This is a genomic window from Flavobacterium sp. P1_E4, from assembly GCF_056405915.1.
Genome location: NZ_JBFUBE010000002.1, coordinates 40,419 through 53,159, shown reverse-complemented (window position 1 = coordinate 53,159; position 12,741 = coordinate 40,419). Strand labels below are relative to the sequence as shown.

At 32.6% G+C, this 12,741-nt stretch carries 13 protein-coding genes; 1 reads left to right on the top strand and 12 read right to left on the bottom strand.

Annotated elements, in window-relative coordinates; genetic code table 11:
* Positions 1 to 332: 332 nt before the first annotated feature.
* The 12 genes from atpG to AC1DY0_RS02005 form a co-directional block, all read right to left on the bottom strand.
* The gene (gene atpG / locus AC1DY0_RS02060; protein WP_477187026.1) at positions 333 to 1,193 is read right to left on the bottom strand and encodes an ATP synthase F1 subunit gamma; all 861 of its coding nucleotides are present in this window, start codon (positions 1,191 to 1,193) and stop codon (positions 333 to 335) included.
* Positions 1,194 to 1,265: 72 nt separating this feature from the next.
* On the bottom strand, positions 1,266 to 2,843 hold the full coding sequence (atpA, locus tag AC1DY0_RS02055; RefSeq protein WP_111408331.1) for a F0F1 ATP synthase subunit alpha: 1,578 nt from the start codon (positions 2,841 to 2,843) through the stop codon (positions 1,266 to 1,268).
* 36 nt (positions 2,844 to 2,879) lie between these two features.
* Positions 2,880 to 3,413: an ATP synthase F1 subunit delta gene (gene atpH / locus AC1DY0_RS02050; protein ID WP_477187025.1), complete on the bottom strand. Its 534-nt coding sequence runs from the start codon at positions 3,411 to 3,413 to the stop codon at positions 2,880 to 2,882.
* 2 nt (positions 3,414 to 3,415) lie between these two features.
* The gene (locus AC1DY0_RS02045; RefSeq protein WP_477187024.1) at positions 3,416 to 3,916 is read right to left on the bottom strand and encodes a F0F1 ATP synthase subunit B; all 501 of its coding nucleotides are present in this window, start codon (positions 3,914 to 3,916) and stop codon (positions 3,416 to 3,418) included.
* Positions 3,917 to 4,049: 133 nt separating this feature from the next.
* Positions 4,050 to 4,241, bottom strand: a complete 192-nt coding sequence (atpE, locus tag AC1DY0_RS02040) for an ATP synthase F0 subunit C (RefSeq protein WP_100842815.1) — start codon at positions 4,239 to 4,241, stop codon at positions 4,050 to 4,052.
* 95 nt (positions 4,242 to 4,336) lie between these two features.
* Entirely contained in the window at positions 4,337 to 5,491 is a 1,155-nt protein-coding gene (gene atpB / locus AC1DY0_RS02035; RefSeq protein WP_477187023.1) for a F0F1 ATP synthase subunit A, read from the bottom strand.
* A 119-nt stretch (positions 5,492 to 5,610) separates the two neighbouring features.
* A complete protein-coding gene (locus AC1DY0_RS02030; RefSeq protein ID WP_477187022.1) occupies positions 5,611 to 6,003 on the bottom strand; it encodes a DUF6168 family protein in 393 nt (130 codons plus the stop codon).
* Positions 6,004 to 6,016: 13 nt separating this feature from the next.
* Positions 6,017 to 6,250, bottom strand: a complete 234-nt coding sequence (locus tag AC1DY0_RS02025) for an AtpZ/AtpI family protein (protein WP_477187021.1) — start codon at positions 6,248 to 6,250, stop codon at positions 6,017 to 6,019.
* A complete protein-coding gene (locus AC1DY0_RS02020) occupies positions 6,237 to 6,623 on the bottom strand; it encodes a bactofilin family protein (RefSeq protein ID WP_477187020.1) in 387 nt (128 codons plus the stop codon). The genes AC1DY0_RS02025 and AC1DY0_RS02020 overlap by 14 nt, the downstream gene beginning before the upstream one ends.
* Before the next feature lie 2 nt (positions 6,624 to 6,625).
* Positions 6,626 to 9,247 (bottom strand): type IX secretion system periplasmic lipoprotein PorW/SprE, encoded by a 2,622-nt coding sequence (gene porW, locus AC1DY0_RS02015; protein WP_477187019.1) that lies wholly within the window; start codon positions 9,245 to 9,247, stop codon positions 6,626 to 6,628.
* A gap of 87 nt (positions 9,248 to 9,334) precedes the next feature.
* Positions 9,335 to 10,030 (bottom strand): ABC transporter ATP-binding protein, encoded by a 696-nt coding sequence (locus AC1DY0_RS02010; RefSeq protein ID WP_477187018.1) that lies wholly within the window; start codon positions 10,028 to 10,030, stop codon positions 9,335 to 9,337.
* Between the two features lie 57 nt (positions 10,031 to 10,087).
* The gene (locus tag AC1DY0_RS02005; RefSeq protein WP_477187017.1) at positions 10,088 to 11,551 is read right to left on the bottom strand and encodes a DUF5687 family protein; all 1,464 of its coding nucleotides are present in this window, start codon (positions 11,549 to 11,551) and stop codon (positions 10,088 to 10,090) included.
* A gap of 134 nt (positions 11,552 to 11,685) precedes the next feature.
* On the opposite strand from AC1DY0_RS02005, the gene AC1DY0_RS02000 reads away from it, so the two are divergent.
* On the top strand, positions 11,686 to 12,738 hold the full coding sequence (locus tag AC1DY0_RS02000) for a 2Fe-2S iron-sulfur cluster-binding protein (protein ID WP_477187016.1): 1,053 nt from the start codon (positions 11,686 to 11,688) through the stop codon (positions 12,736 to 12,738).
* Positions 12,739 to 12,741: the final 3 nt, after the last annotated feature.

Sequence of the window (12,741 nt, the reverse complement as noted above, 5' to 3'; positions counted from 1 at the left end):
ATAGATGAAACAAAAATAAACAAAAAAGAACCATTCAGAAAAGTGAAAACAATTTATTGAAATATCACCAAAAGTGGGTATTGTATAAACCTTTATAATGACTGATATTTGTATAACAAAATTAAGATAAGGGGTTTATAAAGCTAATTGATCCCCACAAAACAGAGCATAGGGTTTATAAAGCTAATTGTTCCCTCAAAAAAAAGCTCAGGGAAAAGCTAGATTCACCCTTAAACATAGAGCAGAAGGATTATAAAGCTATTTGTTCCTTTAAAAACAAAGCATAAAAAAAGAGCCAAACGGCTCTTTTTTCATTTAATGTATTTTATAAATTATCCTTTCAAAGCTTCTGCTCCACCAACAATCTCAAGGATTTCGTTAGTAATAGCCGCCTGACGAGCTTTATTGTAAGTTAATTTCAATTGATCTCTCAAGTCGGTTGCGTTGTCTGTAGCTTTGTGCATAGCAGTCATACGTGCTCCGTGCTCAGAAGCGAATGAATCACGAATACCTTTGTATAATTGTGTTTTTAATGCTTTTGGGATTAATGTCATTACAATTTCTTCCTTTGCAGGTTCAAAAATGTAATCTCCATTAGATACTGCTTTATCAGATTGAATAGGCGCCAATGGCAAAAATTGTTCAGTTTGTACAATTTGAGTAGCAGCATTTTTAAATTGATTGTAAACCAATTCAATTCTATCATATTCACCTGAAACAAATTTTTGAGTTAATGTTTCAGCAATAACAGCAACATTTTCAAAAGTTAATTGATCAAATATTGAACTTTGATTATCAATTACAGTCAAATTTTTTGACAAAATATCGTTTCCTTTTTTACCGATAGCAAAAATATCTACTTGCTTACCAGCATAATATTCAGAACGGTTTTTAGCTTCCTTAATTACATTCGTATTAAAAGCACCACACAAACCTCTATTAGAAGTGATAGCAACAATTAAAACTTTTTTCACCTCACGTTGTGTAGTAAATTCTCCACCAACATCACCATCAAGTGAAGCTGAAAGATTTTGTAATAATTCCGTTAATTTTTCGGCATAAGGGCGCATTGCTGTGATTGCATCTTGTGCTTTCTTTAGCTTTGCTGCAGAAACCATTTTCATTGCCGATGTGATTTGCATCGTTGATGAAATGGAAGTAATTCTATTACGGATTTCCTTTAAATTTGCCATTTTATGTTTAAGTAAATAGTAAGTCGTGAAAAGTGAATAGCCTTAACTACTCACTTTTCACTATTCACTAGATTAGTTATATTTCGCTGAAATTTCTTTTGCAACAGTTTCAAGTACGTCTGTAATTTCATCTGTTAATTTTCCTGCTTTCAAAGCATCAAGAGTAGCTCTGTGTTTGTTGTTCAAGAATTCCAAGAAATCTTTCTCAAATTCTTTCACTTTATTCACAGGAACATTTCTCAATAAGTTTTTAGATCCAGCATAGATAATTGCAACTTGGTCTTCAACTGTATAAGGATCATTCAAACCTTGTTTCAAGATTTCAACGTTTCTCTTTCCTTTTTCAATTACGTTCAATGTAACAGCATCAAGGTCAGAACCAAATTTAGCAAACGCTTCCAATTCACGGAATTGTGCTTGATCTAATTTCAAAGTACCTGCTACTTTTTTCATTGATTTAATTTGAGCATTACCTCCAACACGAGATACAGAGATACCTACGTTAATCGCTGGACGAACCCCAGAGTTAAACAAATCTCCATCTAAGAAAATTTGACCATCTGTAATCGAAATTACGTTTGTTGGGATATATGCTGATACGTCACCTGCTTGTGTTTCGATAATTGGTAATGCAGTCAAAGAACCTCCACCTTTTACGATTCCTTTCAAAGAATCTGGTAAATCATTCATGTCTTTTGCAATTCCATCATCAGCAATCACTTTACAAGCACGCTCTAATAAACGAGAGTGTAAGTAGAAAACGTCTCCAGGATATGCTTCACGTCCCGGTGGTCTTCTCAACAAAAGAGAAACCTCACGGTATGCAACTGCTTGTTTAGATAAATCATCATAAACAATTAAAGCTGGACGACCAGAATCTCTAAAATATTCTCCAATAGCAGCACCTGCGAAAGGAGCATAAACTTGCATTGGAGCTGGATCAGAAGCGTTTGCTGCTACGATCACTGTATAAGCCATTGCTCCTTTTTCTTCTAATGTTTTTGCAATTCCTGCAACAGTAGAAGCTTTTTGACCAATTGCTACATAGATACAAAATACAGGTTTTCCTGCATCGTAAAATTCTTTTTGATTTAAGATGGTATCGATACAAACAGTAGATTTTCCTGTTTGACGGTCACCAATAACCAACTCACGTTGTCCACGACCAACTGGGATCATAGCATCAACAGCTTTTACACCTGTTTGCAATGGTTCTGTTACTGGTTGACGGAAGATAACTCCAGGAGCTTTTCTTTCCAAAGGCATTTCGAATAATTCACCGCCGATTGGTCCTTTTCCATCAATTGGAAAACCAAGAGTGTTAACTACACGTCCTACCATTCCTTCTCCTGTTTTAAGGGAAGCAATACGTTGTGTTCTTTTTGCAGTAGATCCTTCTTTGATTCCTGTTGAAGGTCCTAAAAGTACCACCCCAACGTTGTCTTGTTCAAGGTTCAAAACGATAGCCTCTAATCCGTTTTCGAATTCAACTAATTCACCGTATTGAACATTTGAAAGCCCATAAATAAGAGCAATACCATCTCCAACTTGAAGCACCGTTCCTACTTCCTCTAGCGTAGCACCAGATTCAAAACCTTCTACTTGCTTTCTTAATATTGCTGATATTTCAGCAGGTTTAATTTCCGCCATCTTAATTTATAATTTAGACACTAATGTGTAATAAAACTAATTACTTAACTCTCTTTTTAATATTTGTAATCTGTTGGCAACAGAAGCATTATACTGCTGATCACCTATTCTTAATATAAACCCTCCAATTATAGAAGGATCTACAGTATTTTCGATTGTGATTTTTTTATCAGAAAGTGTTGCTATTTTAGCCAATACTTTAGCTTCAAGCTCAGCATCCATAGCAATAGCTGTAGTTACTTTTGCTACTTCAACATTATTCATGATATCAAACAATTTGCTATATTCTGCAGCGATAACATCTAAAATTCCGAATCTTTTGTTTTCAAACAACAAATGAAGCAAACCTTTAGTTACATTATCAACAGTAGCAAAAACTTCTAAAAGTGCTTTCTCTTTCACTTCTACTTTAATGGTTGGATTTTGAATAAAAGTACTCAATTCCGTATTACCCTTAATCGTTGAAGCAATAGATTTCATGTCATTATTCACAGCTTCAGATACCCCTTTTGAATTGGATAAATCTAAAATTGCGGTTGCATAACGAATTGCTGCTCTAGTACTTGCCATGATTAGTTCAATTTTACGTCACCTAACAATTTCTCAACCAATTTAGTTTGAGCTTCTTTGTTAGACAATTCTTCTTTTAATAATTTTTCAGCAATACTTAAAGACAAAGTTGAAACTTGTAATTTCAATTCAGCCATAGCTGCATTTTTCTCGCTTTCAATTGCAGCCTTAGCTTGATCGATCATTTTTTGACCTTGAGCTTGAGCTTCAGTTTTTGCATCATCAACCATTTTATCTTTCATTTCACGAGCTTCTTTAAGCATGTTGTCACGCTCTAATCTAGCTTCTTGCAAAATACGTTGGTTGTCAGCTTGCAAGTTTTGCATTTCTTTTCTAGCATTTTCAGCAGAAAGTAAAGCATTTTTAATTCCTTCTTCTCTATCGTTTACAGCATCAAGAATAGGTTTCCAAGCGAATTTTTTCAATAAGATTATTAATCCGATAAATATTAATACTTGCCAGAAAAACAAACCTAACTCAAACTGATTTATTAACTTTTCCATTTTTTATAAGTTGTAAATTGTAAATTGTATTTTAAAAAATAAAATTTAATCTGTTTAATATAATTTTCAACATTTAATTAAAACAATAGTTACAACCAACCGTTGTAACTATTGTTTGTTTTTTAAGTGCTAATTAAGCTGCGAATAACGCTGCGAAACCAATACCTTCAATAAGTGCAGCTGCAATAAGCATAGCTGTTTGGATTTTTCCAGAAGCTTCTGGTTGACGAGCAATAGCATCCATTGCTGAACCACCAATTCTACCAATTCCTAAACCTGCTCCAATTACAATTAATCCTGCTCCTACGAAATTTAAACCTTCCATAATATATATATTAAAAATTAAACATTCTTTTTTATGGTTTAATCGATAATTTGTTGAATCGTTGAATCGGTTAAACAAATTAACAGTTAAACATTTTAGTGATGAGCTTCCTCATGATGATGCTCTTCTACTGCCATACCAAAATACAAAGCAGAAAGCAAGGTAAAAATATACGCTTGTAAAAACGCAACTAATATCTCAAGAATAGAAAGCGCAAATGACAAACCAAATGACAAGCTGCTTCCTAACCAACTTTTGAAGATAAACATCAACCCAATGATACTCATCAATACAATATGTCCTGCAAAAATATTCGCGTACAAACGTATCATTAATGAGAACGGCTTAATAACTACTCCTAATAATTCTATTGGCGCCAATACAATACGCATCGGTTTTGGCACACCTGGCATCCAAAAAATGTGTCCCCAATAATTTTTATTAGCAGTAAGATTTGTGATTAAAAACGTCAATATAGCTAATGAAAATGTAATAGTAAGATTCCCTGTTACATTGATACCGAACGGCATCAGACCGAAAATATTTAAAAATAATATGAAGAAAAATATAGTCAATAAATAACTCATGTATTTCTTGTAGTGCTTCTCACCAATATTTGGAATAGCAATCTCATCACGAATAAACAATACAACTGGCTCAAAAATACGACCAGCACCAGAAGCGATTCCATTATTCTTAGCATATGATTTTGCTAAACCTGTAAAAAGGAAAAACATCAAAACCGCTGCAATCATTATAGACAAAACAGATTTTGTAATTGACAAATCCAAAGGACGTACATTTGTAGGATGTCCTGATTTTTCATCTTCGGTAATTGTACCAGCAGCGTCAGTTTTATAAATTTTTCCGTCGTGGTGGTTTATTTTGTAGAAATTCCCGTTTGATTCAGCAACAGCTTCTCCATGTTCAAATTTTGAAGAAGAGAAAATTTGAAAACCATTATCCCAAATAATAATAGGTAATGAAAAACCGTAATGAACTCCTGTTTCATCATCTTGAAAAAAAGAAAATTCATGAGAATCTAAAACGTGGTGTTTTATAAATGCTTTTACTTTAGATTTCACATCTGTTGGTTCAGCATGTGCTTCGTGGCTTGCTTCTGCACCTTCATGTGCTACTACAGTTTGAACAATTGTAGTGTCCTTTTCTGGACTTGCCATACTAATAAAAGGAAGACATATAACGAAAGTCGCTATAATAAATCTAAGTGCTTTGTTGGAAATCACCATATCTCTTAAATATCTTATTTTTTAACGATTCTAAAATTTGGTGCAAAGGTACATTTTTTATTAATACTCAAAAGCATATAAAAGTATTTTTTTGAGAATTTGATTCACAGAGGTAGTGATTATTGCTTTTCGTTTACTAAGCGTATAGTAAAAAGGGTCTCAATTGTTAAAAAGACAATAAACAATATGAAAAAATTTATTCTTTCTGTAGGGTCATTAGTCTTTGGCACTTGTAATAATGGCCTCAAAATCAAATAACAAAAAACCATCTTTATACTTGTTGCCACAAGGAAAGACATTCCGACATTGTCAAAACTTCTTTTTCTTATTGTTAATAAAACTCTGAAAATAATAGCAGACAAAACGAAGAAAAACAAATAAAGCGTTTCTAGAGAATAGTGAAAGGTCTCCTGGTTGATATTAAAACCATAGAAAACCAATTTATGAATTACATATAATAAGAATACAATACCCAATAAAGTTAAAAATGGGAGCGTTTTTTTAAGATTCATTATGCTTCTGATTTTACTGTTTTTTGTTGATTTCGTTTACTTGTCGGATAACATTATAAAGTGCCAAAACAACTCCTACCATTGCCATCACTTTTACATAATAAACTCTTCTGCTGGGATGGTTTTCATCCAACCAGTTTCCAAAATAGGCAAAAAGATAAATAATAATTCCCATTTGTATTGGGATATTAATTAATGCCAACCATTTGTTGTAGTTGTTCTTTTTAGGGTCATTATTCGTCGGCACTTTTTGTCCCTTTAGTATTATTAGACAACATAACACAGGTTGCATTGAAAGTGGCACCCGGCTCTACCGATAATTTACCTATGATAACTTCTCCTATAATACTGGCTGATTCTTTAATGTTTAAAGTATCCTCAATCTGAATTTTCCCTTCAAATTTTCCTTCAATGTCTGCCATATTACAAATGATATCACCTTTGACACTTCCTGCAGGCCCAATCACTAATTTTCCATTAGATGTAAAATTACCTATCAATTCACCATCTAATCTAAAATCGGCTGGTGAAATTATGTCCCCGTGTATTGTAGTGCCTTCTACAATTCTATTCGTTTTCCCTAAAAGATCTGTGTACGATTTTGGTTTTTGATCAAACATAATTACGGTTTTTTTAATAAAAGAAACTCTTCAAGATTTTTCTTGATTTGAATTATTTTATAATTTTCATTTGAAATCACTATTCCTGGTTGGCTAATTTTGTATTTTTCGTTTTCTGCAAAAAGAGCGGCTACAAATTGAGCATACGATTCTGAATGGATTCCTTGAATAGAGATGAAGCTTTCTTTTTCAGTATAAATATCACAGCTATATTTTAATTTCTCCACATTTTCATTGGCAAAAAACAAAGTCACTTTGCTTTCAATTGCCGATGCACCTTTCTCATCATTCTTATCAATTCTAAAAATGACCTTCCAATTTTTAGAATCAACTGTACTAAAACTCATTTTTTCCAAAAGCGGAATTTGCGTTTTAAGAATTTCAATAGCATCTTTTCCTTCATTGCTGTTGGCATAATTATCGGCTACATATTGTATTGCTTTTTTATAAGCTTCCAATCCATATAACTTTCCAATTGTAAACGCTTTTAACAACTCAAATTTCGGGACAATCGCTTCTCCTGTAAAATGATTGATCAAACCATCCACCTGTTTCAAGACAGAGGTGAAATATTCCTGCTGAAACAATCTATATAAATTTTCATATTCTCCTTCTGGGGTGTCATTGCCAATGCCTGTTTTTGGACTTGAATTAGTAATGATCTGAGCATAACGAGAATCAGGATATTGGCTTACTATTTCATTTTTAATTGACTCCGCTTTTGTTGGATCGGTAATTTCATATATCTTATATAGATTGTATTTCGTAGGAAGAATTAATTTTTCCTCAGGCTGATACAATAGCAACTGTTCTAATCTCGCAGACGCTAAATTATATTCTTTGAATTTTTCTTTATAAATAACTCCCAATTGATAATAAACTGCATTTCTTTCTTTGGTAATACTGTCAATTGCAGTTTGTGATTTTGGTAATTGTTTTAAATAATAGTCTGTAGTATATTTTTCATTTACTTCCGTCGAAACTACTGGTTTTTCTGTAATCTCAACCACAGCTGTGCTTCCTGGTGTGTTTTGATTTTGCCCCCCTACTGATGAAACTCTCCAATAACCGTTTTGCGCCCTGTTGCCCCATATTTTTTTAAACTCCAATTTTCCGTAAGCAACAGTGTTGGGATTATAAAAATAGAATGTATTGGATGTTGCTGCTGGATTATTATTAGTAGGCGGTGCAAAAGACGTTGGATTTGTTTCTTGACCATTTTGATTTGAGGTTGCATTATCAGGCATATTTACCCCAACATTTAATGCAATATTGTTTTCTATTTTTTTTTGTTTCTCGGCAAGTAATTTTTTAAGCTCATCGCTACTTTTTAATTTTTGAATATAATTTTCATAATATATTACTTGTTCCGGCTCTTTTAAAGAAGCAACATAGATAATACTGTCATTACGTTTGGCAATCGCCTCATTGACAATCGCCTCATCCAAATTCTTTCTAATTTTAGAAATCTGAAGATATTCTCTGGTTTTTGGATCCAATAATTCCAAACATTTATCATAACTTTTGGCTGCAAAAAAATAATCAGTGTGTTTGAAATATAAATTTCCAATATTTCTATAATTAGAAGCATTCAAATAAGGATCTGTAGATTTGGCATCCAAAGAAGCATTGTAATAATCTAATGCATTTTCTTTCTCATTATTATTATCATAAAAAATTCCAATGCTATGATAAATAACATCCAAATAAGGTCTATTTTCTCTGTCCTCCATGATTTTTTTGGATTTTTTGACAAATAAATCATAGTCCTCTCCTTGATAATTATTGAGTTTAGCTTTTTTGGCGTAAGCCTGAATAACAAATTTTCTTTCTGCTTTTCTATTCATATCAATAACCGTTTGATAAAAATAGATAGCACTGTCTTTTTGGCCTGCTTCTTCATACAATTGTCCCAACAAAAAAGAATAACGTTCTTTTTCCTCATGGATTTTGGTAAAGTCGTTTGCCAATTTTAGTTTAACGATTGCGCTGTCTTTTTCTTCAATATTCAAAAAAGCACTTGCTAAAATAGCATTCGCATTGGCAAATTCTTGCTTTTTTAAATCGTTATCCTTTATGAGTTTTGAGGTGTTTTTTATAGCCAAAGCATCATTCCCCAAACGGACATTTGTTTTTTCACGCCACATTTTAGCATCATAAATATTGCTGCTATTAGGATATTTATAAAGAATGTAATTAAAAGCATCCAAAGCAGGAATAAATCTTTGATCATAATATCTTGATTTTCCAAGCAATAAATAAGCTTCATCAATCTGATAGTTCTTTTCTCGACCACCAATATTCATGGAATGTTTTTGGATGGCTTTGGTTGCTTTTGCTTCGGCAATTTCAAAATCGGAATTTTTAGGTTTCCCATCAACTGGAACATCATCACTGACTTGCATTTTTTCCACAGGTAAACGTTTCCAAAAATTCTCGACTGTGTTGTCATTTATTCCTTTCACACCTTTTTCTAAAGCAATTTGCCCATTGTACAGTATGTTAAGTTTTGTACTTAAAGCATGGGAATTTCTAGCCAAAAAAGTATCCTTCTTGGTAGAACAGGCTATCAAAAATGATAAAAATAATACGGCCAAAAAGTATTTAAATGTATTGCTATTCAAGGGTAAACGTTTAAATCATTAAACTTATAAAAAAGTATTTTAGTATAATGACTTGTAAAAATACGTTTCTTTTTGAAATATATAAATTTAAACCGCAAAAAACAATTCCAATTCTTGGAGTGTCTCTTTTGTAGTTGGCATATCTTTTACCAATTCCCCTTTGTTTAATGCAACAATTCTATCACAAACTTCAACTGTATGCTGCAAATCATGACTAGAAACCAGCACCGTTATATTTGGATTAACAGCCAATTCTTTAATAATTTTTTTTAGTCTATTTACTGTTGTCGGGTCTAAATTGGCAAAAGGCTCGTCCAAGATAATTACCTCTGGATTCCCTATTAATGTAGCGATGATTCCCACCTTCTTTTGGTTTCCTTTGGATAAATCGCGTAAGTATTTTTTATTTTTAAGAATTTCACCATTGAAAAATTCTTCATATTGAGTCAATAACGCATCAACATCGGCTTTGTTTTGCCCTCTCAAATCACCAATGAAATAGAAGTATTCTTCGGGGGTTAAGTACCCTATTAGAAAACTTTCGTCTAGAAAAGAAGCCGTAAAAGGTTTCCAATCTTCACTTGTATTCACCTGAATTTCATTATTTAAAACACAACCCGTTGTAGGCTGAATCAAGTCCAATAACAAACTGAAAAAAGTGGTTTTTCCTGCTCCGTTATTTCCTACTAATCCAAAACTCTGTCCTTTTGGAATTTCTAATGATTCTATATTCAATACGGTAGTCCCGTTGTATTCTTTGGAAAGGTTATTTACTTGTATCATAGTAATTGTAAATTTTAGATAATCGTTTTTAGATTGAACACTATAGAAAGTTATTTATTAAGCTTTCTGTTTGTAAGCTGCAATAGTTTTGTATTTCTCCTTTTTATAAATTTTTTCTATTATTGAAAAAACGGTGTTTCTAAACATAAACCCTAGTACACCTGCAAAAGCAACAAAAGCCAATCCTAATTTTGGGCTCATTATATAAGCCCCCAACCAATATAAAACTAATGGCAGAACTAATTTTGGTATAGAAAGCAACATGGTATTAACATTAAAACCTTTTTTGTCGCCAAAAGCACCTTTCGACATCGATAAATCAATAGGCGTTTTTGTAAAAGCACCTCCCAACAACACCAAATGTGAGTTCACTCCAATATTATAAATGGCTCCCGCGACAATCGTAAGATACACTTGCCATCCAAAATACAAATAAAAAGAAGCCAAAATGGTAGAAATAACTGTAGCAATAACAATTAGCCACCACTTAGAACTCAAATAGCCTCGATATGGAATATTTTGCGTCATCATCAATTGATAATAGGAACTATCCCAACTAGGAACAAACTGACCAAACGTAAATAAAAATCCTCCTGAAACAAATATTCCAGCAAAAATTTTCATCACTTCTGGTTGATGTGAATTACTGTTAAAAAATATTAGTCCGTAAAATAAAAACAAGATACTTAAACCAACAGTGGTTTTCGAGCGTTTATTCCTTTTGATTAATTTAATGTCATTTTTCAAAAATGTCCCTAAAGTTCCAAACTGGTTTAACCAAGTTAGATTCTCCGTTTTGGCAATATCGCTTTTGGAAGATAGTCCCGCGTCCAAATACAAATCCCCTTTTAGATAGTTATAAGTCCAAAAATACAATCCTGCTAAAACTAGAATTGGCAACATAAAAACCCATTTGGTATGGAATAATGCTTCAAAAAATGGGTAAACATAACTAGTAATATCAAAAAGTTTGTAATATTGGCAACCAGCCAAAATCAATACAATTGTTATAAAAACTCCTAATAGGTTGTCTTTATTGTTTAGTAAAATATTTAAAAAATTATTGCAAAAAACTAATGAAAAAAGAGCTATTCCCCAAAGCAATACACTAATTACATCATAGCCTTCATAGATTAAAACAGCACAAAAAGGAAGAAAGAAAAAACCATGTACTATATTAAAAAAAGACAACATGGTCTTCCCTAGCGAAAAATGGACAATGGTTGCTTTTTTAAAAGGCAACGTTAACATCGGTCGAATATTCATAACTGGAATTGCCTGCAGCAAAAGCCGAACAATCAAATCCATCAAAAAATAATACACCAAAAATTGATTTACGGTAACCAACGGATCCAGTTTCATTTTTCTAAGAATATAAAAAGCTCCTATTCCTAATGCTAAAAAAACTAATGTAAAATATAATACAAGGAATCCCATTAAAATTTTCAAAGCCAAATTCGAAGCGAACGAAGCGGATCTCGTAAAAGATTTCCATTCGAGATAAATAAATTTTGTAAACATGGTTTTTTGTTTGATTTTGCAAATAAGTAGTTTAAAGTAGGAAAATGTTACAAAATGCAATAGAAATAAACTTGAATAGTATCAAATTCTTTCAATCCTAAATAGTTTTATTACTTTTGCAAAAAAATATTCCTATGCCATCCTTTCTAAAATTGATCGTAAAAGAAGTAAAACGCGAAACCAAAGATGCTGTTTCGATACTTTTTAATGTCCCTGAAGAATTAAAACCTAATTATACTTTTATTGCTGGTCAATATATTAATTTACGACTGACATTGGATAATGTTGAAATTCGTCGTGCGTATTCCATTTGTTCAGCTCCTGGAAGCGGTGAATTGCGAATTGCTGTGAAAGCCGTTAAAGACGGAGTTTTTTCTCAATTTGCCAATAGTAAATTAAAAGCGGGTGATGTACTTGAAGTAGGGAAACCTGAGGGGAAATTTATTTTTGAACCCGAAATAGACCGTCAAAAAAACTATATTGCTTTTGTTGCAGGAAGCGGAATTACTCCCGTTTTATCAATTATAAAATCAGTTTTGAAAAGCGAGCCTAAAAGTTCATTTGTCTTGGTTTATGGAAATAAAACGCCTGAACAAACTATTTTTCATCAAGAATTACATGATTTACAATTGCAATATGTAGGCCGTCTTTTTGTACATTATGTGTATAGCCAAGCTAATGTTGAAAATGCTTTGTTTGGTAGAATTGACAAGTCAGTTGTAAACTTTGCCTTGAATAATAAACACGCAGCATTGGATTTTGAAAAATTCTATTTGTGTGGCCCAGAAGAAATGATCAATACCGTTTCAAGTATTTTGAAAGAAAAAAATGTGAGAGATTCGGCCATAAAATTCGAACTTTTCAAGACCTCTTCACATGAAAACACCATTCAAGAGGCGTTAATTGGACATTCAAAAATCACCGTTATGGTTGATGATGATGAAACGACGTTTGAAATGTCACAAAAACAAACTATTCTTGAGGCATCCCTAAAACAAGGAATTGATGCACCATATTCTTGTCAAGGAGGTATTTGCAGCAGTTGTTTGGCACGTGTAACATCTGGAGCAGCCTTAATGAAGAAAAATTCTATTCTTACCGATAGCGAAATTGAAGAAGGTTTAATCCTTACTTGTCAAGCACATCCAACTACTGCCACAATACGGGTGGATTATGATGATGTTTAAATT

Bases quoted from the DNA above. Each gene is read 5' to 3' on its own strand.
- atpG (WP_477187026.1), bottom strand. From the start codon at position 1,193: ATGGCAAATTTAAAGGAAATCCGTAATAGAATTACTTCCATTTCATCA.
- atpA (WP_111408331.1), bottom strand. From the start codon at position 2,843: ATGGCGGAAATTAAACCTGCTGAAATATCAGCAATATTAAGAAAGCAA.
- atpH (WP_477187025.1), bottom strand. From the start codon at position 3,413: ATGGCAAGTACTAGAGCAGCAATTCGTTATGCAACCGCAATTTTAGAT.
- AC1DY0_RS02045 (WP_477187024.1), bottom strand. From the start codon at position 3,916: ATGGAAAAGTTAATAAATCAGTTTGAGTTAGGTTTGTTTTTCTGGCAA.
- atpE (WP_100842815.1), bottom strand. From the start codon at position 4,241: ATGGAAGGTTTAAATTTCGTAGGAGCAGGATTAATTGTAATTGGAGCA.
- atpB (WP_477187023.1), bottom strand. From the start codon at position 5,491: ATGGTGATTTCCAACAAAGCACTTAGATTTATTATAGCGACTTTCGTT.
- AC1DY0_RS02030 (WP_477187022.1), bottom strand. From the start codon at position 6,003: ATGAATCTTAAAAAAACGCTCCCATTTTTAACTTTATTGGGTATTGTA.
- AC1DY0_RS02020 (WP_477187020.1), bottom strand. From the start codon at position 6,623: ATGTTTGATCAAAAACCAAAATCGTACACAGATCTTTTAGGGAAAACG.
- AC1DY0_RS02010 (WP_477187018.1), bottom strand. From the start codon at position 10,030: ATGATACAAGTAAATAACCTTTCCAAAGAATACAACGGGACTACCGTA.
- AC1DY0_RS02005 (WP_477187017.1), bottom strand. From the start codon at position 11,551: ATGTTTACAAAATTTATTTATCTCGAATGGAAATCTTTTACGAGATCC.
- AC1DY0_RS02000 (WP_477187016.1), top strand. From the start codon at position 11,686: ATGCCATCCTTTCTAAAATTGATCGTAAAAGAAGTAAAACGCGAAACC.